This is a genomic window from Microbacterium sp. LMI1x-1-1.1, assembly GCF_040676205.1.
In the GTDB taxonomy this organism is placed as follows: domain Bacteria; phylum Actinomycetota; class Actinomycetes; order Actinomycetales; family Microbacteriaceae; genus Microbacterium; species Microbacterium aquilitoris.
This window is the reverse complement of the sequence record NZ_JBEGHM010000001.1, coordinates 384,778-409,334: the sequence shown is the minus strand read 5'-3', so window position 1 is coordinate 409,334 and position 24,557 is coordinate 384,778. Positions and strand designations below refer to the sequence as shown.

Annotated in this window: 30 protein-coding genes; 21 read left to right on the top strand and 9 right to left on the bottom strand. The window is 68.7% G+C overall.

Features of this window, described 5'->3' with window-relative positions:
- Nucleotide 1 precedes the first annotated feature (1 nt).
- The 7 genes from MRBLMI1x_RS01940 to rpsN all read left to right on the top strand — a co-directional run bounded on the left by MRBLMI1x_RS01940 (nt 2) and on the right by rpsN (nt 4,409).
- A complete protein-coding gene (locus MRBLMI1x_RS01940) occupies nt 2–769 on the top strand; it encodes a TIGR03943 family putative permease subunit (RefSeq protein ID WP_363457782.1) in 768 nt (255 codons plus the stop codon).
- Nucleotides 759–2,147 carry a hypothetical protein gene (locus MRBLMI1x_RS01935; protein ID WP_363455465.1) on the top strand — a complete coding sequence of 463 codons (1,389 nt, stop codon included), beginning with the start codon at nt 759–761 and terminating at the stop codon, nt 2,145–2,147. Before MRBLMI1x_RS01940 ends, MRBLMI1x_RS01935 begins: the two co-directional genes overlap by 11 nt.
- Nucleotides 2,144–2,809, top strand: coding sequence for a DNA-3-methyladenine glycosylase (locus MRBLMI1x_RS01930; RefSeq protein ID WP_336125226.1), 666 nt, complete (start codon nt 2,144–2,146; stop codon nt 2,807–2,809). Before MRBLMI1x_RS01935 ends, MRBLMI1x_RS01930 begins: the two co-directional genes overlap by 4 nt.
- Nucleotides 2,810–2,894: 85 nt before the next feature.
- Nucleotides 2,895–3,521, top strand: a complete 627-nt coding sequence (locus MRBLMI1x_RS01925; RefSeq protein WP_363455461.1) for a HEAT repeat domain-containing protein — start codon at nt 2,895–2,897, stop codon at nt 3,519–3,521.
- Nucleotides 3,522–3,692: 171 nt separating this feature from the next.
- Nucleotides 3,693–3,929 (top strand): 50S ribosomal protein L28, encoded by a 237-nt coding sequence (rpmB, locus tag MRBLMI1x_RS01920; RefSeq protein WP_018187658.1) that lies wholly within the window; start codon nt 3,693–3,695, stop codon nt 3,927–3,929.
- Nucleotides 3,929–4,099, top strand: coding sequence for a 50S ribosomal protein L33 (rpmG, locus tag MRBLMI1x_RS01915; RefSeq protein WP_005051772.1), 171 nt, complete (start codon nt 3,929–3,931; stop codon nt 4,097–4,099). The genes rpmB and rpmG overlap by 1 nt, the downstream gene beginning before the upstream one ends.
- A 4-nt stretch (nt 4,100–4,103) precedes the next feature.
- Nucleotides 4,104–4,409: a 30S ribosomal protein S14 gene (gene rpsN / locus MRBLMI1x_RS01910; RefSeq protein WP_018187657.1), complete on the top strand. Its 306-nt coding sequence runs from the start codon at nt 4,104–4,106 to the stop codon at nt 4,407–4,409.
- A gap of 58 nt (nt 4,410–4,467) precedes the next feature.
- Here rpsN and MRBLMI1x_RS01905 read toward each other — a convergent pair whose 3' ends face one another.
- Together MRBLMI1x_RS01905 and MRBLMI1x_RS01900 are read right to left on the bottom strand one after the other, a co-directional pair.
- A complete protein-coding gene (locus MRBLMI1x_RS01905; RefSeq protein WP_116227707.1) occupies nt 4,468–4,971 on the bottom strand; it encodes a GNAT family N-acetyltransferase in 504 nt (167 codons plus the stop codon).
- Nucleotides 4,968–5,318, bottom strand: coding sequence for an ArsR/SmtB family transcription factor (locus MRBLMI1x_RS01900; RefSeq protein ID WP_363455456.1), 351 nt, complete (start codon nt 5,316–5,318; stop codon nt 4,968–4,970). The genes MRBLMI1x_RS01905 and MRBLMI1x_RS01900 overlap by 4 nt, the downstream gene beginning before the upstream one ends.
- Nucleotides 5,319–5,411: 93 nt before the next feature.
- On the opposite strand from MRBLMI1x_RS01900, the gene MRBLMI1x_RS01895 reads away from it, so the two are divergent.
- From MRBLMI1x_RS01895 to MRBLMI1x_RS01885, 3 genes are read left to right on the top strand one after another with little or no spacing between them, the layout of a single operon-like run.
- The gene (locus tag MRBLMI1x_RS01895) at nt 5,412–6,731 is read left to right on the top strand and encodes an FAD-dependent oxidoreductase (protein ID WP_363455453.1); all 1,320 of its coding nucleotides are present in this window, start codon (nt 5,412–5,414) and stop codon (nt 6,729–6,731) included.
- 48 nt (nt 6,732–6,779) lie between these two features.
- The gene (locus MRBLMI1x_RS01890) at nt 6,780–7,496 is read left to right on the top strand and encodes an MIP/aquaporin family protein (RefSeq protein WP_363455450.1); all 717 of its coding nucleotides are present in this window, start codon (nt 6,780–6,782) and stop codon (nt 7,494–7,496) included.
- Nucleotides 7,493–7,897, top strand: a complete 405-nt coding sequence (locus tag MRBLMI1x_RS01885) for an arsenate reductase ArsC (RefSeq protein WP_020098422.1) — start codon at nt 7,493–7,495, stop codon at nt 7,895–7,897. Before MRBLMI1x_RS01890 ends, MRBLMI1x_RS01885 begins: the two co-directional genes overlap by 4 nt.
- Before the next feature lie 57 nt (nt 7,898–7,954).
- On the opposite strand, the gene MRBLMI1x_RS01880 is transcribed toward MRBLMI1x_RS01885, so the two are convergent.
- Both MRBLMI1x_RS01880 and MRBLMI1x_RS01875 read right to left on the bottom strand, forming a co-directional pair.
- Complete coding sequence (locus tag MRBLMI1x_RS01880) at nt 7,955–8,473, bottom strand: hypothetical protein (RefSeq protein WP_116227705.1); 519 nt, start codon at nt 8,471–8,473, stop codon at nt 7,955–7,957.
- Nucleotides 8,474–8,830: 357 nt separating this feature from the next.
- Nucleotides 8,831–9,163 (bottom strand): hypothetical protein, encoded by a 333-nt coding sequence (locus tag MRBLMI1x_RS01875; protein ID WP_020098424.1) that lies wholly within the window; start codon nt 9,161–9,163, stop codon nt 8,831–8,833.
- A 445-nt stretch (nt 9,164–9,608) separates the two neighbouring features.
- Here MRBLMI1x_RS01875 and MRBLMI1x_RS01870 point away from each other — a divergent pair, with 445 nt between their 5' ends.
- Nucleotides 9,609–11,039 carry a glycosyltransferase family 39 protein gene (locus MRBLMI1x_RS01870; protein ID WP_363455445.1) on the top strand — a complete coding sequence of 477 codons (1,431 nt, stop codon included), beginning with the start codon at nt 9,609–9,611 and terminating at the stop codon, nt 11,037–11,039.
- A gap of 8 nt (nt 11,040–11,047) precedes the next feature.
- On the opposite strand, the gene MRBLMI1x_RS01865 is transcribed toward MRBLMI1x_RS01870, so the two are convergent.
- The gene (locus MRBLMI1x_RS01865) at nt 11,048–11,650 is read right to left on the bottom strand and encodes a hypothetical protein (RefSeq protein WP_307463499.1); all 603 of its coding nucleotides are present in this window, start codon (nt 11,648–11,650) and stop codon (nt 11,048–11,050) included.
- Nucleotides 11,651–11,821: 171 nt separating this feature from the next.
- Between MRBLMI1x_RS01865 and MRBLMI1x_RS01860 the strand changes: the two genes are divergently transcribed.
- On the top strand, nt 11,822–12,127 hold the full coding sequence (locus MRBLMI1x_RS01860) for a hypothetical protein (RefSeq protein ID WP_018187649.1): 306 nt from the start codon (nt 11,822–11,824) through the stop codon (nt 12,125–12,127).
- Nucleotides 12,128–12,417: 290 nt separating this feature from the next.
- Here the strand turns inward: MRBLMI1x_RS01860 and MRBLMI1x_RS01855 are convergent, their stop codons facing one another.
- Both MRBLMI1x_RS01855 and MRBLMI1x_RS01850 read right to left on the bottom strand, forming a co-directional pair.
- Nucleotides 12,418–13,044, bottom strand: coding sequence for a DUF1349 domain-containing protein (locus MRBLMI1x_RS01855; protein WP_018187647.1), 627 nt, complete (start codon nt 13,042–13,044; stop codon nt 12,418–12,420).
- A 157-nt stretch (nt 13,045–13,201) separates the two neighbouring features.
- Nucleotides 13,202–13,699, bottom strand: a complete 498-nt coding sequence (locus tag MRBLMI1x_RS01850) for a hypothetical protein (protein WP_363455440.1) — start codon at nt 13,697–13,699, stop codon at nt 13,202–13,204.
- 62 nt (nt 13,700–13,761) lie between these two features.
- On the opposite strand from MRBLMI1x_RS01850, the gene MRBLMI1x_RS01845 reads away from it, so the two are divergent.
- Nucleotides 13,762–14,007, top strand: coding sequence for a hypothetical protein (locus MRBLMI1x_RS01845; protein WP_018187645.1), 246 nt, complete (start codon nt 13,762–13,764; stop codon nt 14,005–14,007).
- 168 nt (nt 14,008–14,175) lie between these two features.
- Here the strand turns inward: MRBLMI1x_RS01845 and MRBLMI1x_RS01840 are convergent, their stop codons facing one another.
- Nucleotides 14,176–15,159 (bottom strand): aldo/keto reductase, encoded by a 984-nt coding sequence (locus tag MRBLMI1x_RS01840; RefSeq protein WP_363455436.1) that lies wholly within the window; start codon nt 15,157–15,159, stop codon nt 14,176–14,178.
- A gap of 88 nt (nt 15,160–15,247) precedes the next feature.
- Between MRBLMI1x_RS01840 and MRBLMI1x_RS01835 the strand changes: the two genes are divergently transcribed.
- The 7 genes from MRBLMI1x_RS01835 to MRBLMI1x_RS01805 all read left to right on the top strand — a co-directional run bounded on the left by MRBLMI1x_RS01835 (nt 15,248) and on the right by MRBLMI1x_RS01805 (nt 21,975).
- Nucleotides 15,248–15,661, top strand: a complete 414-nt coding sequence (locus tag MRBLMI1x_RS01835) for a MerR family transcriptional regulator (RefSeq protein WP_055939212.1) — start codon at nt 15,248–15,250, stop codon at nt 15,659–15,661.
- Between the two features lie 540 nt (nt 15,662–16,201).
- Nucleotides 16,202–16,366, top strand: a complete 165-nt coding sequence (locus MRBLMI1x_RS01830) for an RNA polymerase sigma factor (protein ID WP_363455432.1) — start codon at nt 16,202–16,204, stop codon at nt 16,364–16,366.
- Nucleotides 16,367–16,498: 132 nt separating this feature from the next.
- Complete coding sequence (locus MRBLMI1x_RS01825; RefSeq protein WP_363455429.1) at nt 16,499–17,068, top strand: hypothetical protein; 570 nt, start codon at nt 16,499–16,501, stop codon at nt 17,066–17,068.
- A 221-nt stretch (nt 17,069–17,289) separates the two neighbouring features.
- Nucleotides 17,290–18,321 (top strand): alpha/beta hydrolase, encoded by a 1,032-nt coding sequence (locus MRBLMI1x_RS01820; protein WP_363455426.1) that lies wholly within the window; start codon nt 17,290–17,292, stop codon nt 18,319–18,321.
- Between the two features lie 56 nt (nt 18,322–18,377).
- Nucleotides 18,378–19,280 (top strand): alpha/beta fold hydrolase, encoded by a 903-nt coding sequence (locus MRBLMI1x_RS01815; protein ID WP_116228448.1) that lies wholly within the window; start codon nt 18,378–18,380, stop codon nt 19,278–19,280.
- A gap of 342 nt (nt 19,281–19,622) precedes the next feature.
- Complete coding sequence (locus MRBLMI1x_RS01810; protein ID WP_018187642.1) at nt 19,623–19,901, top strand: HU family DNA-binding protein; 279 nt, start codon at nt 19,623–19,625, stop codon at nt 19,899–19,901.
- A gap of 82 nt (nt 19,902–19,983) precedes the next feature.
- Nucleotides 19,984–21,975, top strand: a complete 1,992-nt coding sequence (locus MRBLMI1x_RS01805) for a cytochrome c oxidase assembly protein (RefSeq protein WP_363455420.1) — start codon at nt 19,984–19,986, stop codon at nt 21,973–21,975.
- A 6-nt stretch (nt 21,976–21,981) separates the two neighbouring features.
- On the opposite strand, the gene MRBLMI1x_RS01800 is transcribed toward MRBLMI1x_RS01805, so the two are convergent.
- Nucleotides 21,982–23,109: a hypothetical protein gene (locus MRBLMI1x_RS01800; protein ID WP_363455417.1), complete on the bottom strand. Its 1,128-nt coding sequence runs from the start codon at nt 23,107–23,109 to the stop codon at nt 21,982–21,984.
- A 35-nt stretch (nt 23,110–23,144) separates the two neighbouring features.
- Between MRBLMI1x_RS01800 and MRBLMI1x_RS01795 the strand changes: the two genes are divergently transcribed.
- Nucleotides 23,145–24,539: an ATP-dependent DNA helicase gene (locus tag MRBLMI1x_RS01795; protein WP_018187639.1), complete on the top strand. Its 1,395-nt coding sequence runs from the start codon at nt 23,145–23,147 to the stop codon at nt 24,537–24,539.
- The last annotated feature ends 18 nt before the right edge of the window (nt 24,540–24,557 follow it).

Sequence of the window (24,557 nt, the reverse complement as noted above, 5' to 3'; positions counted from 1 at the left end):
CGTGTGGTTCCGGATGCTGGGCGTCGGTGCCGTGGCATCCATCGCCGCCCTGACGATCGCCCTCGCGGTCACCGGCCGGCTCGGTCTGTACATCAACCCCGAGTCGTCGTGGTTCGCCGTGTCGATGGCGGTGCTCGCGCTGGTCGGCTCGGTCCTGAGCTTCCTGCTGCCGCTCGGCGCAGCCGAGGACCACGGGCACGACCACGGCGATGCTCCCGCGGCGGATGCCGACCACGACCACGACCACCACGATCACGCGCCGCGCACGAGCCGGCAGCTCGTCGGAACAGCGGCGACGGTCGCGGGCGGCGTGCTCGCCCTCGGGGTCGCCACGACGATGCTCGTCGTCCCGCCGGCGACGCTGTCCGCGGAGCTCGCGGCCTCGCGCAACACGGGAGCCCCGCCGCTGTTCCAGGGGTCCGACACGGTGGCGCTGGCGATCACCGGAGACACCGCCTCGTTCGGCATCGGCGACTGGGCGAGCGTGTTCGCGACGGCGACCGACCCCGAGGTGTTCGACGGCACCGAGATCTCGCTCACCGGGTTCGTCGCCCCCGGCAAGGGCGGCTTCGACCTGACGCGGCTCATCATCACGCACTGCGTCATCGACGCGCAGCCGGCGAGCCTGCCGGTCACGGCCGACGACATCCCGGACGACGGCCAGTGGGTGACCGTCACGGGCACCATCCGCGACGTGAACGGGCAGCTGCAGGTGGCGGCGGCATCGGTGAAGCCGATCGCCGAGCCCAAGGATCCGTATGAGTTCTGACAGCCGCCGCTCCCATCGCCAGCGGCGGCGGGCGCGCGGGTTCTCGGTGCGCGTCCTCGCGGTCGTCGCGGTGCTCGGCGTGGTGGCGCTCGCCGGCGGCCTGGTGACCACCCTGCAGGGTCCCCGCGTCACCTCGGTGCAGTCCGACGCCGCGGCCGCGGTCAGCTCGGCCGGCTCGCGCCTCATCTTCGAGACGACGCAGTCGCTGCAGAAGGTGGATGTCTCGCAGGTCTCCGTGACCCCCGCGGCGCCGTTCACCGTCGACACGTCGGGGCGGAGCGTCGGCATCCGTTTCACCGACCCGCTCTGGGACGAGACGACGTACACGATCCGCATCGACCGGCTCGCGGGCCTCGGCGGAGGGCCGACCTCGACGGTCGAGGAGTCGTTCTCGACCCCGAAGCTGCACTCGTACGTCCTGCAGCGCGGCGGGGGCGGCGACAAGATCTACCGCGTCGGCCTCGACGGCGACAACGAACCCGTATTCGAGGACGAGCACATCGAGGACTTCCGGGCCACCGCGGCCCGCCTCGTCGTCTCGACCGTGAAGGACGGCGTCTCGCACCTCATCGTCACCCGCACCGACGGCACCCACCGGCAGGAGCTGACCCTGCCGGGCAAGGGCGTCGTCACGAACCTGCAGAGCGCCGAGCGGGGGAACACGATCGGCTACACCTTCACGGATGCCGACATCTCGGCATCCGGCGGCCGTGAGAGCCTGCTCTTCACCGGGTCGACGGCCGATCCTGCGGCGGAGCCGACCGAGATAAAGGTCACCGGTGCTGACCCCCGCGTCGAGGACTGGCGCTTCGTGCCGGGCACCGACACCATCCTCATGCTCACCTTCGACGGCGCCCTCAGCCTCGTCTCGTCGACGGGCGCCGCGCCCGTGGAGCTCGGCAACGCGACCGGCATCGACGACATCTCGGGCACGACGGCCTACATCGAACGGGTCGAGGGACCCGTCGTCGTCGACCTCGCCTCGGCGAAGGAGAAGCCCCTGCCCCCGACATCCCCCGACCTCGGCCAGACCGGGTCGGTCCTCGCGATGTCCGACGGCTCGACTCTCCGCGCGCTCACCCCGTTCGACGGACTCAACCCGCTGGGGACGAACATCCTGCGAGTGGATGCCGCCGGCAAGACGAGCGTGGTCGCGAAGGTCGACATCGCCGACGGTCTGCTGCAGACCTGCGTCTCGCCGAGCGGGCGATACGCGGCCCTCGTCATCGCGCCCGACGTGGTCGACAACCCGTACGACGGATACACGCTGCCCCTCCCGAAGAAGCTCGAGACCCGGATCTTCAGCTTCGACGGGAAGCAGATCACGACGCTCGAGGGGTTCGACGTCGCGTGGTGCCGCAAGGCTCCGTCGCAATGACCTCGCTGGTTCCCGCGACGCGCGAGGCGCTCGAAGGGCTCCCGGCCGAGGTCGCCCCCGCGCTGCTCGGCGGCGAGCTGCGGGTGCAGACGTCGACCGGTTCCGTGGCGCTCCGCATCACCGAGGTCGAGGCGTACCACGGGCGGGGTACCGGCCCGCAGGTCGACCCCGGCTCGCACGCCCGCATGGGGCCGACCGCCCGCAACGCGACGATGTGGGGCGAGCCGGGCCATCTGTACGTCTACTTGAGCCACGGCATCCACTCGTGCGTCAACGTCGTGAGCGGTCCCGAGGGCGTCGCCGGCGGGATCCTGCTGCGCGCCGGAGAGGTCGTCGACGGAGCGGATGCCGCGCACGCCCGCCGTCCCGCGGCGCGCGTCGCGCGCGACCTGGCCCGCGGGCCGGGCCGCCTCGGCGATGCGGTGGGGCTCCGGCATCCGATCCACGACGGTATCGACGCGGTCACGGGGGAGGAGCGGGCCGGCGCGAGCGCGCGGCTGTTCCTGCTCGCCGAGCCGCTGGCCGAGATCGCGACGGGACCCCGGGTCGGTGTCGCGGGGATCGCCGGGACGGATGCGTTCCCGTGGCGCTTCTGGATTCCGGGCGACCCGACCGTGTCGGCCTTCCGCTGGGGCCGCGGCGCGCGCGAGGCGGCGGGCTGATTCGACGCCCGGGAACACCCGCCGGCCTCGGCGCGTTGCCCTGAGGGTGGGATGCCGCCTCCCACCCGACCCCGTGAGGTGACCCGTGACCGAGACCACCGCCGCAGACCGCCTCGAGGCGGCGCTCGCGTCGCTCGACCCGTCGGCGCGTGTGCAGGCCGCGATGACGGCTGGCACCCACCCGCGCTCGGAGTACATCCCGGTGCTCGTGGCGCAGTGCCGCATCGAGCCGCAGTTCCTCGTGCGCGAGATGCTGACCTGGGCGTTGACCCGGCACGACGCCGATGAGGTCATTGACCGGCTCCTCGTCGAACTGGGCTCGCGCGGTGCGCAGATCCGTGCGCAGGCGCTGCACACCATGTCGAAGATCGGCGGGCCGCGCGTGTGGCCGGCGATCACCTCCGACCTGCTGAAGGATGCCGACGACGCGGTCGCGCGCGTGGCCTGGCGCACGGCGGCCCGGCACGTGCCGGCAGCCGAGGCATCCGCTCTCGCGACGACCCTGGCGACGCAGTTCGCCCGCGGCGAGGACGACACCCGGCGGAGCCTCAGCGAGGCCTTCGCGACGCTCGGCGAGCCCGCCCGCCCGCAGGTCGACTGGGCCCTCGCGACCGGCGGCCCGTACACGCGCGCCCATGCGGCCGTGACGGCTCGACTCATGGACGACCCGGAGCAGACGTACGACGAGGCCGTGGCCGCGGCATCCGCCTGAGTCAAGGCGACACGCCCGGCCGTGCTAGACTGACTCTTCGTCTGCGCGCACTCCAGCACGCAGTTCGCATCCCACCCTCAGAAGACGGCCTACAGCCGTGTCCGGGAGCGGGGTGCAGACAAGGGATCTTGGGTGGCACCGTCCGGTGTCACGGTACTAAGGAGAATCACTATGGCAGCAGTGTGCCAGGTGACTGGAGCTGTTCCCGGCTTCGGTCACAACATCTCGCACTCGCACCGCCGGACGAAGCGCCGCTTCGACCCGAACGTGCAGAAGAAGACCTATTTCGTTCCTTCGCTTGGTCGCAAGATCACGCTGAACGTCTCGGCTAAGGGCATCAAGGTCATCGACGCCCGCGGCATCGAGTCGGTCGTGAAGGACCTCCTCGCGAAGGGTGTGAAGCTCTAATGGCGAAGAAGGCTCAGGACGTTCGTCCGATCATCAAGCTGCGTTCGACCGCCGGCACGGGGTACACCTACGTGACGCGCAAGAACCGCCGCAACAACCCCGACCGCATCGTGCTCAAGAAGTACGACCCGGTGATCCGCAAGCACGTCGAATTCCGAGAGGAGCGCTGATCGCATGGCGAAGAAGAGCAAGATCGCGCGCAACAACCAGCGCGAGGTCATCGTCGCCCGCTACGCCGAGAAGCGTGCCGAGCTGAAGAAGACCCTCGTGGACCCGAACGCGACCGACGAGGCCCGCGAGGCCGCCCGCGTCGGCCTGCAGAAGCTTCCCCGCAACGCGTCGCCGGTCCGCCTGCGCAACCGCGACGCCATCGACGGACGCCCCCGCGGCCACCTGTCGAAGTTCGGCATCTCGCGTGTCCGCTTCCGCGAGATGGCGCACCGTGGCGAGCTGCCCGGCGTGACCAAGTCGAGCTGGTAAGCACCACTTCCGCACGAAGCCCCCGTCTCCGGACGGGGGCTTCGTCGTTTCCGGGGGCTCAGTCGGCCCGACGTTCGATGAGGATCGTGTCGCGCCAGGTGCCGGCCCACGGGCCGTGAGTCATGTACGCGATGCGTTCGCGGCGACCGACCTGGCGGAAACCGGCCCGCTCGTGCAGCGTCAAGCTGGCGATGTTCTCGGGGAAGATGCTCGCTTGGACCATCCAGATGCCGGCGGCGGCGGCATCCGTCACGAAAGCCTCGAGGAGACCTCTGCCGACGCCTCGGCCCTGTGCGCTGTCGGCGACGTAGACGGAATGCTCCACGACCCCTCGGTAGACCTCACGCGTCGAGACGGGGGAACCGGCGATCCAGCCGAGCACCATGCCGGTGGGGTCGGCAACGACGAGTCTGCCGACCTGGAGCTTTGCTCGGTCGAACTCCTCCCACGACGGGGGTGCGCTCTCGAAGGTCGCGTTCCCCGCTGCGATGCCTTCGCGGTAGATCGACTCCACCTGGGGCCAGTCGTGCGCGGTCAGGGCCCGGATGGTGGCGTCGGTCATGGACGGAGGGCCTGGGATGCCGCGCCGAGCGCGTCGGTGACGACGCGGTAGTAGGCCCATCGGCCCCGCTGCTCGCGCGTCGCGAGTCCCGCGTCGACGAGCTGCTTCATGTGATGGGAGACGGTCGGCTGAGACAGCCCGACGGGCTCGGTGAGATCGCAGATGCACGCTTCGCCGTCGGCGGAGGCGGCGATCAGGGAGAGCAGACGCACACGGGTGGGGTCGCCGAGCGCTTTGAAGACCCGCGCGGTGCGCTCCGCATCCTCCACCGAGATCACACTGCCCGTGACCGTCCCGCAGCACACTGCACCTTCGGACGGGGCGAGAAGCGGGAGGTGTGCAGGCATGCGGTCATCTTCTCACGTCGTATTGACATCTGTCGATGGATCTGTGCATCCTCTATCCATCGAGCTTTGTCGATGTGTGTGAGGAGGCCCCAGGTGGACGATGTCCTGCCCGTCGTCGTCATCGGTGCAGGTCCGCAGGGGCTCGCCGCTGCGGCACACCTCATCGAGCGGAACATGCCCGTCGTGGTCCTCGAGGCCGGTGCTGCTCCTGCTGCGGCTGTCGCGGAGTGGGGCCACGTCCGCTTGTTCTCCGAATGGCCCGAGCTCATCGACGCGTCCGGCGCCCGCCTTCTGCGCACGTCGGGGTGGCAGGCGCCCGCTGCCGGATACCCCACCGGCGACCAGTGGATCGGGAAGTACCTCGCCCCCCTCGCCACGGCGTTGGGTGATCGGATCCGCTTCGGCTCCCGCGTTACGGGTGTCTCCCGGATGGGTCGGGACCGGCTCGTCGATGCCGACCGCGGGGAGCAGCCGTTCACGGTCCACATCTCGCCCTCCGAGGGGGAGGAGTACCGGCTGCAGGCGCGGGCCGTGATCGACGCATCCGGCACGTGGGCCAGTCCGAACCCTGCCGGAGCCGACGGCCTGCCCGCGCTGGGGGAGGCCTCCGCGGCGGACCTGCTCTCGTACCGCATCCCCGACTTCCGCGATCGGGCGGGTTTCTCCGGTAAGCACACGATCGTGATCGGCTCCGGGCACTCCGCGGTGACCGCCGTCCTGGCCCTTGCCCGTATGGCTCGTCGCGACCCCTCGACGACCGTGACCTGGGCGCTGCGCCGCGCGACCGCCGGCAACACGTTCGGTGGAGGGGATGCCGACGAGCTGCCTGCGCGCGGCGCCTTGGGGATCCGGGCGAAAGAGTATGTCGAGGCCGGTCTCGTCTCCCTCGTCACCGGGTTCCGCGTCGAGCGGGTCACTCATGACGGAGAAAGACCCACTTTGGTCGCGGAGGACGGCCGCACCCTCACCGCCGACCGCGTCGTGGTGTTGACCGGGTTCCGTCCCGACCTGTCGTTCCTCTCCGAGCTGCGATTGGAGCTCGACCCGACACTCCAGGCTCCGGTGCGGATTGCCGCGGAGGTCGATCCGAACGTCCACTCCTGCGGTTCCGTCGCCGCGACGGGCGCCGCGGACCTCGCTCAGCCGGAGCAGAGCTTCTACCTGGTCGGGGCGAAGTCCTACGGTCGTGCGCCGACGTTCCTCGCCCTCACCGGGTACGAGCAGGTGCGCAGCGTCGTGGCCGAGCTGGCAGGCGATCACGAAGCCGCCCGCCGCGTAGAGCTGGTCCTGCCGGACACCGGCGTGTGCGGCGGCGCGGGATTGTTCGATGCGTCCGGAGCCTCGCTCGGTGGGGCGTGCTGCGCCCCGCCTGTCGCGCTCGTGCAGGTCGGCCGCGCCCCGGCATCCGTCTGATCCGTGGATATGCACATTGCATCGTGTCGGCCACCGCTGGCGCGCCGGATGCTGGCCGAGTTCGTCGGAACGGGGATGCTCGTCACCGTCGTCGTCGGCTCGGGGACCGCCGCCCAGCGACTCTCCCCGAACGACGTCGGCCTGCAGCTGCTCGAGAACAGCCTTGCCACGGCTCTCGGTCTTGCTGTGCTGATCCTCATGCTCGGCCCCGTGTCAGGGGCGCATCTCAACCCCGCCGTCTCGCTCGCGGACGGGGTGCTCGGTCGGCGCCGCGCCGGTGGCCTTCCCACGACCGACCTCGGGGGCTACCTGGCCGCTCAGCTCTCGGGTGGCGTCGCCGGGACGCTCCTGGCGGGCGTGATGTTCGACGTCGCGCCCGCGTTCTCGACGCATCAGCGAGCAACTCCCGGGCAGCTCATCGGAGAGGTCGTCGCCACCGCCGGGCTCGTGCTGCTGATCTTCACCCTCGCCCGTACGAGCACGCCGAGCGTGACCGCCGCAGCCGTCGGGGCGTACATCGGCGCTGCGTACTGGTTCACCAGCTCGACATCGTTCGCGAACCCTGCGGTCACGGTCGCCCGCATCTTCACCGACACCTTCGCCGGAATCGCCCCGGCATCCGCCGTGCCGTTCATCCTGGCGCAACTCGTCGGCGCCTCCATCGGGCTCGGCCTGCTCCTCGTCCTCCAGCCGGCAGCCACACGCGCAGCCGGCCGTGCCGTCATCCCCACCGAACCCGAAACCACCCCGCAGGAGCACTCATGACCGAGACCACCAAGCCCGCCGTCCTCTTCGTCTGCGTCCACAACGCCGGCCGATCGCAGATGGCGGCCGGGTACCTCCGCGCGATCGCCGGAGACCGCATCGACGTGTTCTCCGCCGGGAGTGAGCCCGGCAACGCCGTGAACCCGAACGCCGTCGCCGTCATGGCGGAGGAAGGCATCGACCTCGCCGGTGCCGTCCCCCAGATCCTGACCACCGACGCCGTGCGTCAGGCCGACGTCGTGATCACGATGGGATGCGGCGACGCCTGCCCGATCTTCCCCGGTAAGCGCTACGAGGACTGGGAACTCACCGACCCCGCCGGGCAGCCCCTCGACGTCGTCCGTGAGGTCCGCGACGACATCCGCGGGCGGGTCGAAGGACTCGTCGCCAGCCTGCTCTAGGTTTTCGCGCCACGCCATCGTCGCGGGCGCTGACGGTGAGTTGCCGGGTCATCGCTCTCAGTCGCGGCCTGATCCACCTTCTTCCATCCAGTCGCTTACTCGCGCGCTCTCGTCACTCAGGTCGCCTGCATCTGGCGGCGTGAATGCGATCGATTCGGCTAGCACTGCAACCGCGGCGGCGCGCGCCTTTTCCTGATGCGACGCGTCCTGGAACCGGTGGGCGTCGGCGTTTCGCTGGATCGCCAGATGAGTGTCGATGTCGCCCAGGCGCTGTGCGATCACGGAGGCGAGTCCATCACGGAGCTCTTCGAGATTGGTGTTGTGGATCTCAAGCCGACGGTCGGACACCCGCAGTTCCGCGGTCGAGTACCCGTGCGCGGACAGCTGCGCGCGAGTCTCGTTGCCTTGAATATCGGCTACCTCATCCGGCTCCACCCTGCGGGTGAAGACAGCTTCGACGGTGTATCGGTCGGGTGCATCGACGGTCATCAGCTCCGACGGGAGGGTGGTGACCAGGATCGACCGGAGGCCCAACAATGCGGGGCCACTGCCCGCGCTCTTCACTTTTGCATTCATGAACCGACGTTACGCCTCCGGCCTGGGCGTCGCACAGAAACCGTCGGCTGCCCCAGCCTGTCGCTGGAGCGGGGACCTCGCCAGGCGCGCACTGGGGGTTGCGTCGGCCTCAGAAGACGAGGTCCCCTCTCAAACGGTCGTGCAAAAACAGGATCCCCTCACAATCACCCCCCAGGTGAGTGCAAGGGGATCCACCCATCTCCAAAACACGAGGATCAAAAGATCTGCGGTGCTGGCGGGGCTTCTCCAACCGGGCGGGCCCCCCGACCGCCCTCATTGCTGACAGTGTCACGGATCCCTGCGCACCGATAGGGGGGTAGCCGGATACCACCCGGCCGGACACTTCGGGGGCGTTGGTCAGATGACGTCTGCGGCCGCTTCGGCGCGATGGTCATCCGGCGGCTCGGACACGAGGTAGAGCCCGCTGGTCGCGTCGGCAAGGCGCGCGAGCTTGCTCAACCACGCCCTGTTGATGGTCGGCGCGCGGCTACCGCGGTACGTGAAGCTGAGCTTCGAGTCGGAGTGGATCCAGACCGCTCGTCGGCCGTCATCCATGCTGAGGTCCTCGCGCCAGGTGAAGAAGAACGGCTCGCCACGTTTCAACTTGTTCCCGATCACGATCTGTAAATGCGCGAGCGCGCGATCTTCGATGTCGGTCTTCGCGTTGGTGCTGTAGTTGAAGCGCCCCATGGTGGTGACCTTCCCTTAACCGGACGCATCCCATCAGACACACTGCTGAGCAGTGCTGCGGATCCAACATTCTGGTGCCCCACTCTGCAGGTTCCTCGCGTCACGCCGATCGGGCGAGGGGTTGCGCGCCACACGACAACGTGATGGGCGGCGGGTGGCAGATCGAGATGTACGACTTATCCGGCGAGGTGGTTCCAGATGCCTGTGATGCCGGCGGCGCGTGCGATCGTGCTGTGGCTCGACTCGATAGTCTTGCGGCACATGGCGAACGGCTTCCCGCCGTACGGCAGGCCACCCGGCTGCACGCGCCGTTCCGTTCGGTTCGGTTCAGCGGGCACGCTGGCCGCGAGGGGTCGTCAGATGGGGCAGACGTGCACGGCAGGCAGGTAGCGGCTCGCTGCGCTGATTCGCCCCGCGGCGGTCTGCGGTTCAGATCGGTGAGGGAATGACGGTCAGCGAAACCGTCGCGAAAGGGACGGCGTCGCTCGTCGTCTTCGCCGCGGCGCTCGTCGCCACGATGGCGGGGTCGTGGGTGCCCTCGTTCTGGTACGACGAGGCCGCCACACTGCAGCTCGCACGGCTGCCGCTGCCGGAGTTCTTCGGCTTCGTGATGCAGCGGGATGCCGTCCACGGGCTGTACGCGTTCATCATGCACGGGTGGATCCAGGTCTTCGGAGAATCCGAGTTCTCGGTTCGGTTCCCCTCTGCGCTCGCCGTCGCGGTCGGGGCGACCGGTGTGTTCCATCTCGGCCGTCGGTGGTTCGGGGTGGCCCCCGGCATCGTGGCGGTGGTGGTCTTCGTCGTCCTCCCGAGGATGACGACGCAGGGCATCGAGGCGCGGTCGTATGCGATGGCTACCGCCCTGCTGGTCGTCGCCGCTGTGCTCGTCGCGCGGGCGCGTGAGCGCCGTGGCTGGGCGCCGTGGATCGGTGTCACGGCGGCTGCCACGGCGTCGGTGTGGATGTTCGCGTATGGCCTGTTCGTGCTTCCCGCGCTCGCGCTGCTCGCGGACGACCCCACCCTTGCGAGGCGCACGCGGGTCCTCCGGGCTTCGGCCGCGCTGGTCGTTCCCGGATTGCTCGCTGTGCCCCTCGTGCTCACGATGATTCCGCAACGCGGTCAGGTGGCGTGGTTGTCTGGGCAGGACGTCAACCTCTACACCGTGCTGATAGAGCCGATGTTCGGCTCGGCGTTCTGGATGGTGATCGGGTTGGCGCTGCTGGTCGCGGTGGCGGTGCGAGCGGGGTGGCGGGTCACGCTGTCGCGCCCCGTGGTATCGCTCCTCGTCTGGCTGTTGCTGCCCGGCACCGTGCTCGTGACGCTGTCGCTCGCGGGGACGCCGGTGTTCACTCCGCGCTACCTGACCGTCTCTGCGCCTGCACTCGCGCTCTTGGTCGGCTCGCTTCTGGGGGGCGCACGTCGCCGGACCCTCGTCGCTGCGAGCGTCCTCATCTGCATGCTCACGGTGCCGCATTACGTCGCATCGCGGTTGCCGATGGCGAAACCCGGGGGCATCGACCTTCGCGCCGCGGCATCCTTCATCGCGTCGCACGCCCGACCGGGCGACGCCATCCTGCTGGAGGCTGCAGGCCCGGCGGGAACCCGGCCACGCGTCGCCATCGCCGCCTACCCAGACGCCTTCGCAGGCCTCCGGGACATCGCGTTCGCATCGAGCTACGTCGGAACCGGCACCTACTCAGACTCCCTCGTCGATCCGAAGTTCACTGAGGTTCCCGGCGATGCCGACATCTGGGTCGTCACGAGAGATGGGTCGACGTTCGCGCAGCAACTGGCCGAGAACGGATACGCTCCGGCATCCGTTCGAGACGTCGGTGGTCTGACGGTGGGCGAGTGGCGCCGGGATGACGCGCGCTGAGCGGAAGGTCAGAACGGCAGGTCGCGTGACCCCGGCGGGGCGATGAGGATGCCGGTGATCTTGCCGGAACCGTTGTAGGCGACGCGTCCAATCCACTCGCCGGCCTCATGCTGGAGGGTCACCTGCACGATCGCTCCCGTGCTCAGATGCCGGTTGGCGAGCTTGGCCAGCGGTGTGCTGCCGTCGGCCGTCCGCACCGTCGCCTCGACACACGCGTCGAGGCGACCGGATTCGCCCCGGACCTCATCCCACACGCCCATCAGCTTGCGTTTGGTCAGCGCGCGGCCGCAGGTATACGTCATGTGCGCCCGCACCGCCTCGTAGTCGCCGGCGTCCAGGTGCGCGAACACCTCGCTGGTCCGATCCGTCAGGTCTATCCCCGGTGCTGCCATCGTTTCCCCCTCGCCCTTGGCGCCGAATCGCTTGAAGGCCGCCTGTCGGCTGACCCCGAGCGCATCACCGATCTCCTGCCACGAGACGTCGTGAGAACGCGCCGTGGAAACCACCTCCTGCAAGCGCTCGCGCGAACGTCGCACCAACTCGTCGGCGTGACGGATGCCCCGAACCTCACCACCCGAATCGGGAGGGGCGCCTGCTCCGGCGGCCTCCACGAGTGAGGCGAGCTCGGCAAGCGACATGTCGCTCGTGGATGATCCGGCCATGGGGCGAGCGTACGAGCGAAGATCGTGAGTGTCAACCAAAGGGTGACATCATGCAATGCGACGGCGTGACACACTCACGCTGGCGGGCTGGTTGGCTCGATTCGATTGAGAGGATCATCGATGGCGGATGACGCCGGTTCCGATGACGAGCGCTGGCTCACCATCAACGGGCGGCGGTGGCGGCGCACCGATCCGTCCTTGCCCGCAGACCTCGTGGCGGCGCTGACCTCCCACCTCGGGCGCGGTCGATCAGGTGTGCGCCGCGCGCAGGGCGATCCGGACGCCACGTCAGCGTCACGCCGACGAGTCGACCTCGCCAAGCACGGGCTCGGCGAGCGGGGCCCGTACTGGTGGGACGAGCCGAAGGACGAGCGCCTCCGCAGAGCGAGGCAGGCGCTCGCCGAGTTGGAGGAACTCGAGGACTGAGAAGCTCAGCCAGAAAGAGATTTCGATAGGCGGTTTCGGTGCCTGCGATCCCTCTTCTTTCGTTATCTGAACGCGCGCACTCTCGGATCAGACGGGTCCCCGTCGTGAGAACCCTTCGCGACGGGGAGGTAGTCGAAGGGTGAGTGGCCCGTCACCAGCGCCGGGACACCGATCATCGGGAGATTCTCTGCGATACCGATCGATTCGAGCTCGGTGAGTATCACTCTCACGGCGCGGATAACAACGTGGCCCCGTGCTCGTGGGTGATCAGCCGCGAGACGATCAGTAGTTCACGACTCGTCACGGAAGTCGGAGATCGTGCGTCTCTCGAGGCGCGGTTCATCGAAGACAACGTCGCAGCCTTCGCTCTGGGGCGACTGGGCCTCGAATCCAACCTCGAGCGGCTTGTGCGCGCTGGGGAGCGAGAATGCGCGGATCAGCTCCCACCGTTCGCCGTCCAAGGACGCATGGAAGGCGAAGACGGTCCCCTTCCGAGACACGCGCAGGTGCACGTGATCACCATCGACGGTGAAGGCGTTGGCGTCGTCGGACACGCGATTGTTGACGACGCTGACGATCATGCCCTGCCCGCGTGGAGAGAACTCGAAGCAGAGCTTCGCCCACGTCTCACGATCGTGGCGCAGGAAAAGTACGCCGGCATCGAATGTGCCCGCGAAGCGCACGCGAACCCGCGCGCTGAGCTGGAAGTCGCCGGCGGGAGCGTCGGTGAGAAGTGTTGCGGCGTTGTGCAGCGTCGAAGAGGTGACCTGGCCGCCGTCGTTGCCGCCTGGGTCGGTGAAGATGTCCGTGCCCGGAATGCTGGATACACGGATGCTGCCCGAGACAGGATCTACCGACCAGCGGTCGTCGGGGAACGGCCGAAATGGGGTCTCGATGGTGGGGATGTATACCGTCATGCGATCACAGTATCGAAAAACCGTGCACATGCACGGTTTACAGGGCCATGGTCACCACTGCCTGGAAAGCAGCGCCTTCCGTGGTGCGCACCCGAGCAATGCGGCAGGGCCCAGCATGAAGACTGCTGAGAGGCATGCCGGAAACACCGGGGACGGCCTACGGTGCCTCCGCGATGAGAGTCGCCCAGGCGCCGGCCAAGGTGTCGTCGTTTGACTGGATTTCGACGGAGACGGCTTCCGCTGCGGTATCGAATGTGAGCCCGGTCACCTCGCCGGGGCTCTCACAACCTTCCGCGCTCGCCACCATTCCGCTTGAAGAACCGATGGCTTTGAAGGTGACGCTGGCCTCCGCCGGGGTGCAGTCACCGGAGCGTGTAACGGACCCCTCGATCGGCTTCGCCCTGCGACATGTTGAGGCGATATGCACTGTTTTCGCCGCCCTGCGAGCGCGCGCTACCTCGCCGGTCACCTTCCCGGGCACCTCATAGTCGGGGTCGACAATCTTGAGCGCCACGAACGGAGAGTCATCGACGCCCGCCTCGGTGATCGATGGGCTTGGAGAGGGCGAGCGCTCAAGACCGACTGTCGAGATGCAACCGGACATCAGTAACGCCGCCGATATGAGTACGAGGAAGCTCGGTGCGCGCCGCACCATGAAGCCCAGAGCCGGCCGGAAAGGATCGTTTTCGGCGGGTTCCGGTTGCGTAGCCTTCGAACATGAACAAGCCACTTCTGATTCAAGTCGCGGTTCTGTTCCCGTTGGTCGGAGTGGCGTCCATTCTGTTCGCGCTGGGGTGGTGGATCCCGGCCGTCGCCGCGTCAGTTGCGGTGATCGCTGCTTCGATATGGGTGAGACGAGCAGTCGTGGATATGCACGTGGATGAGGCCCTCGCCGCGCCTGAGCAGGATGTAGATACAGCCGACCAAGGCGAGCACGAGGGCGAGTCGCGGCTCGACCGATAACGATCGTTTCTGGCGGGACCGGAACCGTCGGCGCTTTAGAGGCGCCACAAACGATCACCGAAAACCCCATACGGCAGGGATTTTCGGCGCATCGCTGCGAGGGGCGCGGTGTTGAATCCGACGCCGGCCCGCGAGACCTGTTCGGTGTCGCGGGCCTTCGCGTGCAGGTCAGCCGCGGTCGCGTGCCATTCCTGCTTCGGTGTTACGGGTGCCGACCGTGATGCCGTGCGGGGATGCGGCGTCGATGCGTTCGAGGTCGTTGGCGGTGAGTACGACGTCTGCGGCGGCGGCGTTCTCCTCGATGCGCGCGGCTTTGGCGGTGCCGGGGATCGGCGCTGTGCCAGCCTGGATCAGCCACGCGAGCGCGAGCTGCGCCGTGGTGACGCCCTTTTCGTCGGCGATGACCTTGAGCGCTGCGACGACGCGGAGGTTCGCCTCGATGGCCTCGTCAGAGAACCGGGGGAGGTTGCGGCGGGCGTCGCCTTCAGGCAGGTCGTCTTTGCGGGTGACGGTTCCGGAGAGGAATCCGCGCCCGAGTGGGGAGAAGGGTACGAACCCGACGCCGAGCTCCGAGGCTGTGTCGAGGACGCCGTTGTGCTCGGCGTCGCGCTCGAAGAGGCTGTACTCGGACTGGATCGCTGTGATCGGGAACGTCGCATGCGCCCGACGAAGCGTCTCGGCCGAAGTCTCTGAGACGCCGATGTAGCGCACCTTGCCAGCAGCGACGGCTTCGCTCATCGCGCCGATGGTCTCCTCAATCGGCACTTTCGGGTCTGCACGGTGGAGGTACCAGAGGTCGACGTGGTCGGTACCGAGGTGCCCAAGGGACCGGTCGATCGCGCGGCGCGCGTGTTCTGGGGAGCCGTCGAGGCCGATTGGTTCGCCGTCGTCGGTGAAGTCCGTCGCGAACTTCGATGCAATGACCACACGCTCCCGGTCCGTGCCGAGGACGCGACCAAGGAGTCGCTCGTTCTCGAACGGCCCGTACGCCTCCGCTGTGTCGAACAGGGTGATCCCGAGGTCGAGCGCTCGACGGATGGCTTCGGTGGAGCCTGCTTCGGTGGCGCCGCCGTAGAAGGCGCTCATGCCCATGCATCCGAGCCCGAGCACGGAAGTCTGAAGGCCTTGGGAGCCGAGAGGGATCTGTTGCATGTGGTGTCCTTTCCTCGCCGGGGTGCCCCGGGCGAAGACAACCTTCCACACTGGTGTGCACACCATGTCAAGTGGCAGACTCAGTTCCATGCTGCTTCCCGAGGTCCACGTCGACGAGCCCGTCACGATCAGTGTCGCCGCAGACCTCCTCGGCATCACCGTCGACACCATCCGCTACTACGAGAAGGAAGGCATCGCGCCCGCGCCCGACCGTGGTCCGGACGGGTGGCGACGGTACGACACGGCCGCGTTGAGCTGGCTCGCCGGAACGGTGATGCTCCGCGGCACGGGGATGAGCGTGCAAGAGATGCGCGAATACGCGGCGGCGTACCGGGCCGGTGCTGATCATGCCGAGCGTCTTGCGCTCCTCGAACAACACCACTCGGCCGTCCTCGCCCGGCAGGCCGAGGTCCAGCGTCACTTGGCGGCGCTGGAGCGGAAGATCAAGGCGTACCGCCAGACCATCGTCGCGACGAGCGACAGCGCCCGACCGGCTGCCTGACGGCTCTGTCGGGTCAGCCGTCGGCTTGTGGGCGGCGCGATCAAGACACACGCATCGCTGCGAGAACGACGATCTCTGCGGAAGTGCCCACAGGGATGACTCCGCCGAAAACGATCGTTTTCGGCGCAGGTGCGCCCGCCTGGCCAGATCGCTTGCCAGAAACGTGGTGCGTAATCACCTTTCGGCGTGCGTTTTCGGCAGCAGGATTCAGGCCGATCTGCGGGGCACCTCTCCGGTCAGGTGTCGTTTGGACAGATTCGTGTTGGTCGGACATGTACGGGGTGGGAGGCATCCCGAACAATGGAGGCGAAATGAACCCGAACCGGCTTGACGAACTGCTGACGCGATCAGCACCCTCGACCTACACGACGATGGCTGCCGACGACCTTCGGGCTGCCGTTCAAGAGGCTCGTGCTGAGGGGCTTCCCCGCATGCCGCGCAGAAGGCGCTTCGGGCTGGCGGCCGCGGCCGCGTCGGGTGCAGGGCTGACGGCGATCGGCGGTGTCGCATGGGCCGCGAGCACCATGCCGCAGGGCTTCGATGACCCGTGGGCTGATCGAGTTGGTCTATTGGGAGGGGCTCACCCTCGCCCAAGCGGCAGCGGTTGTCGGCATACCGGCCTCGACTGCGCGTAGCCGATACGCCAAAGCGAAGGAACGCCTCAGAGACGCGCTTCTTACTGGTGAGCCGACACGCGGGTTCTAGTCGGCCCGCCGAAAACGATCGTTTACGGCACCCGGGCGTTGGACACCCCCGCTCGCCGGCATGCGGCGCCGGAACATCGAGAGAGGACAACGCTGCCAAGAGCTTCTTGTCGCCGTAGGCCATGATCGAGGCGTGGCCAAGACGAAACCGGAGATCTCCCATGAGCTCGGGAGCGCCCTCGCAGATCAGTTTCCGATCCGGGTGTATCGGCGGAGGAAATGGGAGTTCGATCGGATCTGGGGATACGTGATCGGGCTGTCGCATGAATGGGTGGCCTTGCAACAGCTGTCGGATGGCGTGTACGTCGACGGCGTAACTGTTGTCCGGATTCTCGATGTGTTCGACGTCGAGGATTTGGAGGAGAACAGGTACATCGAGCGGGCTGTGAAGGTCCTCGGTCGTCCCGACTCAAACTTCCAGCTTGGGCCCGATGCCACCACCAGAGACGTCCTGAGTAGCGCCAGCAGGCACGGAAAGATGCTCGGCGTTCGATTTGAAGCGGACAGCGATGACCCGCTCATGATCGGAAGAGTCACCGGCTTCGGAGAGCGCAAGTTCGAGATGATGCTCATCAACGCGGCGGGTGTTTGGGCGACTACCCCGACACGGGAGTGGTACGGCGACGTGACGCAGGTGTTCGTTGGGGACCGGTACTCGACCGCGCTAGCGCGATTCGGGGACTCCTACCCCCTCTCCCCGTAGAAGCCGCTGTTCCCCCGCCGAAAACGATCGTTTTCGGCGGACTGCTGGCAGCGCCTCGCAAGCGTCCGACACGCCGCGGATCGACCCGCCGAAAACCCCCACCGAAACCCGCGCGCGCCGAAACTCCGCGCGAACGTTTTCGGCCGGGCCTGTGGCCCCCGCCTCGACACCGTCCCATCAGCCGCGCCCGGGGCTACGCTCGAACGGTCGGAGGGAGCACCGTGCCGCTGGATCCGTTCTTCCGCGAGCGCCTGCGCACGCATCGGCGATACCTCGCGAAGAAGGCGTGGACCGACCTGACCGCGCGGTTCCGACCGGCGGCACCGGCAGCGACGGCATCCGCTTCAGCCAAGAAGACGGTGCCGCTCACGCCGCGCGAGCGGCACCGTCGCGCGGCGCTCAACTGGGACCGCATGGAGCTGCGCAACGCCGGCATCCCCGGTCCCGACATGGAGACCACCGACGTCACCGTGCCGGTCGAGGGGTACCCCGACGTCCGCATCCGCATCTACCGTCCCGCCTCCGCGCCGACCCCGGCACCTGCGTGCCTCGTGATCGGCGGCGGTGCGTTCCGCATCGGGGGCATCGACTATCCGACGGCGGATGCCTCGTGTCGCCGCCGCGCGGCTCGTTCCGGCGTCGTGCTCGTCACCGTCGGCTACTCGCTCGCCCCCGAACAGCGCTATCCGACGCAGATCGAGCAGGTTCACGCCGCGTGGGTGTGGCTGCACACGCACGCGCAGGAGCTCGGGATCGACCCGGACCGGATCGGCCTGAACGGTGCCTCGGCCGGCGGATGCCTCGCGGCATCCCTCGCCCTCCTCAACCGCGACCGCGGCACACCCCAGGCGACGCTGCAGATCCTCGAGGTTCCGGTCACCGACCTCACCGGCCGGTGGATCGACCTGCGCGCGACGTACGCCTTGGGCGTGCCCGCGTTCATCGCGCTGCGCGAGCTGCGCTCCGTCGCGAGCACCTACCTCGGTGACCGGTCGCGGGCGCGCGAGCAGTACGCGTCGCCGATGCGGGCCGCCTCGCACGCCGGCCTTCCGCCCGCCGTCGTGCTCACGGCGGAGTACGACCCGCTCCGCCGCGACGGCGCCACCTACGCGGCGAAGCTGCGGGACGCCGGCGTCGACGCGAGCGCGACCCGCTACCTCGGCGTGACGCACGACACCCCTCTCTATGTGGGCGCGCTCCCGGCCGCACGCCGCTGGGAGGAGGACGTCGTCGCCGCGCTCCGCCGCATCTGAGGCGCACTGGTAGCGTGCGCGACGTGCATCCTCCGATCGAGCCCCACGCCTCCGGAATGCTGGACCGACCGGACGGCGCCCGCCTCCACTGGGAGGTCTCGGGCTCCGACACCGGCCGCGCCGCCCTCTACCTGCACGGCGGACCCGGCGGCGGCCTCGGCAAGGGCGGCTACCGGCGCGTGTTCGACCCCGAGCGCTATCGCATCGTCGGTCTCGACCAGCGCGGATGCGGCGCCAGCACGCCCTGGGCGATCGACGACCTCGAGAACCTCGACGCCAACACCACGCCCGCGCTCATCGCCGACATCGAGGCGCTCCGCGAGCACCTCGGCATCGACCGCTGGCTCCTCTACGGCGTCTCGTGGGGGTCTACCCTCGCCCTCGCGTACGCGCATGCCCACCCCGAGCGGGTGAGCGAGATCATCCTCCTCGCTGTCACCGCTGGTGCGCGCGACGAGATCGAGTGGATCACCGACGGGGTGGGACGCATCTTCCCCGAGGCCCGCGACCGGCTCGGAGACCTCGTGCCTGCGGGTGAACGCGTCGTCGACGCCTACGCACAGATGCTGCGCGACCCCGACCCGGCCGTCCGCACCCGTGCGGCCGACGCGTGGGATGCATGGGAGTCGGCGCACATCGCCCTCTCGCCCTGGGCGACACCCGGCCCGCTGCACGACGACCCGCGCACGCGCGAGAACTTCGCGACCCTCGTCACGCACTACTGGTCGCAGGACTGCTTCCTCGACGCGCCCGTCCTCGAGCGGATGGACCGGCTCACCGGCATCCCGGGCGTCCTCATCCACGGCCGGCGCGACGTGAGCGGGCCCGCCCTCACGCCGTGGCTGCTGCACAAGGCGTGGCCGGGCAGCCGGCTGCACATCCTCGAGGAGGAGGGGCACGGCGGTCCGGCATCCGCGCAGCTCGCCTGCGACGCGGCCGACGAATTCGCCCGCGACTGACCCGGATTCGGACATGTGCGCCGGATTCGGACGGGAGAGCGCTCCCCGGTCCGAATCCGACAACATCGTCCGAATCCCGCAACAGGCGGACGCACACGCAAACACGGCACGCGAAAGCAACCCCCTCCGCGGAATTCCGCGGAATCCGGCCGAAACGGCCTCATTCGCCTCAAAAGTCACATCCGACACGCGACACGCCGTCCGATTACGGCCCAGATGACCGAAAATCCGCGGAATCACGGGGTTCGTGGGTATATTCGGGACCGGTCGCAACGACCAACCGGCGGTCACCCCGTCGGTCCGAGTAACTGAAGACGGCGATCCGCCGTCTGGAGGAGCACCATGGCCATCACCAAGACCGAACTCGTCGCCAGCATCGCCAGCGCCACCGGCGAGAGCCAGGCCACCGTCTCGCGCGTCGTCGACGGCCTGTTCGCGTCCGTGTCCGAGGCTGTCGCCAAGGGCGAGAAGGTCTCGATCCCGGGCTGGATCGCGTTCGAGCAGGTCGAGACCTCCGCTCGCACCGGCCGCAACCCGCAGACGGGTGCCGAGATCAACATCCCCGCCGGCAAGCGCGTCAAGGTCAGCGCCGGCTCGAAGCTGAAGGCTGCCGTCAAGTAAGACGCTGCAGTCGTACGAAGGGGGATGCCGCGAGGCATCCCCCTTCGGCGTTCCCCCACCTGCCCGCGCGTAGGCTTGCAGGGTGAATCCGCGTGCTCTCCGCTTCGCCGGGCCCGCGATCCTCGCAGGCGCCGGTCTGATCGCGCTCCTGCTGGGTCTGGCCTACGGCGGCGGCGCGACGCCCCTCGTCATCGGCGATCCCGGCCCCGTCGTCCGCTGGGTGCTGCCGGTCACCGAGCTCACGGTCAACCTGTCGGCTGCTGTGCTCGTCGGCTCACTCGTCCTGGCCCTCTTCTCGCTGGTCGCCGGGTCGAAGGAGTTCGACTTCGCCCTGGATGCCGCCTCTGCCGGCGCCGCGATCCTCACCGTCGCGAGCGGTGTCACCGGGTACCTGACGTTCCTCAAGGTGATCCCCGCGCGGCCGAGCGCCGACGCCGCGTTCGGCGAGCAGCTCGGTCGCTTCCTCGTCGACACCGACCCCGGTCGTGCGTGGCTCATGACCACCGTCGCCGGAGCGGTCCTCACCGTGCTGGCCTTCGCCGTCCGCGGGTGGCTGCCCACCCTCCTCGTCGCCGTGCTCGCGATCGCCGCCATGGTGCCGATGGCGACGGCCGGCCACACCGGCAGCGAGGCGAACCACAACATCGCGGTCACCTCGCTCGCCCTCCACATCATCGCCGCGGCGGCGTGGCTGGGCGGGCTGCTCCTGCTGATCCTCCTGCGCCCGCTGCTGACGCGTGACCGGCTCGCCGACGCCCTGCAGCGCTACTCGAGCATCGCCCTCGCCGCCTTCGTCGTCGTGACCCTGTCGGGCATCGCGCGGGCGGCCATCGGCATCCTCTCGTTCCAGAACCTCTTCTCGGCCTACGGCGCGATCCTCATCGTGAAGGTCGTCGCGCTGCTGGCCATGGGCGTCCTGGGTGCCGTCTACCGGCGTCGGTTGATCGCCGGCATCCGTGACACCGCCGTCGCGGCCCGCTTCTGGACGCTCGTCCTCCTCGAGGTCGTGTTCATGGGGATCGCCTCCGGCGCCGCCGTCGCCCTGTCACTCACGCCGCCGCCCGTCGACACCACGCTGCCGCTCGATCGCACGCCGGCCGAGGTGCTGACGGGCTCGGCCCTTCCGCCCGAGCTCACCATCGATCGCTTCTTCACGGCGTGGGACGTCGACCTGATCTGGGCCTTCGCCGTCGGCTTCGGACTGTTCTTCTACCTCGCGGGGGTCCGCCGCCTCGCCCGCCGCGGCGACCGCTGGCCGATCGGCCGCACGGTGCTCTGGATCACCGGCCTGGTGCTCCTCTTCTACGTCACCTGCGGTCCCGTCAACGCGTACCAGGACTACCTGTTCAGCATGCACATGGTGGGCCACATGCTGCTGTCGATGGCGATCCCGATGTGCCTCGTCTTCGGAGCCCCCATCACCCTCGCCTCCCGCGCGATCCGCAAGCGGGACGACGGCACGCGCGGCGGTCGCGAATGGATCCTGTGGGCCATCCACAGCCCCTACGCCAGGGTGATCACGCACCCGCTCGTGGCCGCAGCGCTGTTCATCGTGTCGCTCTGGGCGTTTTACTACACCGACATCTTCCGGTGGACGCTCTACGACCACCTCGGGCACGAGTGGATGGTGCTGCACTTCCTGACGGTCGGCTACCTCTTCGTGATGTCGCTCGTCGGCATCGATCCCATCCCGTACCGGCTGCCTCACGCCGGTCGCCTGCTGACCCTCATCGGCGTCATGGCGATGCACGCGTTCTTCGGCATCTCGATCATGATGTCGTCGGGCCTGTTCGTCGCGGAATGGTTCGGGTCGATGGCCCGCCCGTGGGGGCTCGATCCGCTCGCCGATCAGTACATGGGCGGCGGCATCGCGTGGTCCATCGGCGAGATCCCGACGCTCATCCTCGCGATCGTCGTCGCCGTGCAGTGGAGCCGCTCGGACGAGCGCCGTCAGCGCAGCAGCGACCGTCAGGCCGATCGCAGCGGCGATGCGGAGCTCGAGGCCTACAACGCGCGACTCGCGGAGATCGCCGCCCGCGATGAACGGGATGCCCGGCGCGAAGCGGCGCGCTGACCGCGCTCAGTCGGCGGCCGAGACCGCGATGGACGCCGTGCCGTCGGGGAGGATCGTGATCTTGCCGGTGAGGAAGAACGGCACGAGCTCGTTCACGTCGTAGACCGAGCCGTCGAAGATCGAGCGGATCTGCACGTCGATCTTCGCGACCGCCTGCGTGCGGGTGATCGCCCAGCCGGCACCGTCGGGCTCGAGGGTCACGACGGGGTTCTCCTCGATCTTCCACGTCGGGGGCTCGACGATGCGGTTGCGCACGTAGTAGCCGAACGGGCACCCCGTGGGCTGGAGGACCTTCTGCGTCGCGCACTGCGCGAGGAAGTCGTCCACCTCCTGCTGCACGACACCGACGAACTTCTCGGTCGGCTCCGCCTGGAACGACACGGGGATCTCGGCGAGGGGCGTGTCCGAGAGGACGGCGACGCCGGGGCTCGTCGTGGCGGCCGTGTCGACGGTGATGGAGTACAGCCCGGGCGAGAAGGCGAGCAGCGGGATCGGTTCGAGGGGGTCGGCGTCGCTGCCGTCGGGCGAGACCTGGCGCTTGTCGATCGAGAAGCCGTTCACCTCGAACTGCATCGAGCCGCGCACCGCGAGCTCGATGACCGCGAGCGGGCTCTGCGCGAAACGCCACCGGGGGAGGAGACCGCTCTCGTCCTCGTCGCGCTCCACCTCGAACGTCGTCGTGCCGGCGTGGCCGCCCACCCGGTACGACACGGTGACCGTCGTCGTGCCGTCGGCATCCGTCGTCTCGGAGACCGGCTCGACGTCGGACAGCGGCGTCAGGGTGTTGCTGCGCAGCAGGGCGCCGCTCGCGTCGGCGGGCAGCTTCGCCGCGGCGAGGGTCGACGACGTCGTCGAGACGCCGGGGACGAGGAGCGCGTCGGTCGCGCGTCCGTCGGCGAGCAGGTGCAGGTAGTCCAGGACGAACGCGGTCGGGCTGTAGAGCTGTCGGTAGAGCACGGCGGAACTCGCACCGATCGCGCCGACGAGCAGGATGCCGACGACCCCCAGCACCGTCAGGTCGATCGCGAGCTTGCGTCGGCGTCGGGGCCCCGCGACGGTGGCCGTGCGGGTCGCGACGACGGTGGCGTCCGGCGCAGCGGCATCCGCTGTCTGGTCGGTACCGTCGTGTTCCACGTGCCCAGTCTAGGAAAGCCCCGCTGGTAGCTAGCATGGTTCCGGTGAGCACGCCGCCCCTGTCTCCTGAACAGGACGCGCTCTTCCGTCTGATCGAGGACACCCGCGAGCACGTGTTCGTGACGGGACGCGCCGGGACCGGCAAGTCCACGCTCCTCCAGCATTTGTCGTGGAACACGAGCAAGCAGATCGCCGTCTGCGCGCCGACCGGCGTCGCCGCCCTCAACGTCGAGGGCCAGACGATCCATTCGCTGTTCAAGCTGCCGATCGGGCTCATCGCCGACAGCGAGATCGAACAGACCGAGGCGACCCGCAAGATCCTGAACGCGATCGACACGCTCATCATCGACGAGGTGTCGATGGTCAACGCCGACGTCATGGACGCGATCGACCGCTCGCTCCGCCAGGCGCGACGCAAGCGCGCCGAGCCTTTCGGCGGCGTGCAGGTCGTCATGTTCGGCGACCCGTACCAGCTCTCGCCGGTGCCGCCCCGCGGCGACGAACTGCGCTACATCCAGGACCACTACCGCTCGTTCTGGTTCTTCGACGCGCAGGTGTGGGCGGGTCCTCGAGCGGATGCCGGTGCCATCCGCTCCGACGGTCTGCTCGACCTCGGGCGGGTCGGCGCTCCGCTGCACATCGCCGAGCTCCGCAACATCCACCGCCAGTCCGACGACGCGTTCAAGACGATGCTGAACGCGGTGCGCCACGGGATCGTGACCGCCGACATCGCAGGCGCGCTGAACGCGGCCGGTGCGCGGAAGCCGCCGGAGCCGGCAGCGGATGAGGTGCCGATCATCACCCTGGCCACCCGCAACGACATCGTGTCGCGCATCAACCAGCGTCACCTCGACGCCCTGCCGGGCCCCGCGCAGACGGCTCGTGCCGAGATCAGCGGCGACTTCGGCCGCGGCGACGCGTCGTACCCCGCCGACCAGGAGCTGCAGCTCAAGGTGGGCGCTCAGGTGATGTTCCTGCGCAACGACATCGGCGGCTTCGGCGGCGACGGCCCGCGCTGGGTGAACGGATCGATCGGCACCGTCACGCGCATCGCGGGCGGAACCGTCCGCGTCGAGCTCGACGGCGAGGAGCACGACGTCGAGCCGACGGTGTGGGAGAAGTTCCGCTACGCGTACGATCCCGGCACGCGCAAGCTGACCCGCGAGATCGTGGCGGAGTACACGCAGTTCCCGCTGCGGCTGGCGTGGGCGGTCACGATCCACAAGTCGCAGGGCAAGACCTACGACCGGGCGATCATCGACCTCGGCAACGGTGCGTTCGCCCCGGGGCAGACCTACGTCGCGCTGTCGCGGCTCACGACGCTCGACGGGCTCTACCTCTCGCGCCCGCTGCGCCCCGCCGACATCCTGGTCGACCGGGACGTGCGGCGCTTCATGGCCGGGGTGCGGGCGGCGCAGAACGCGGGCTGACAGGCGGCATCCGTCGCC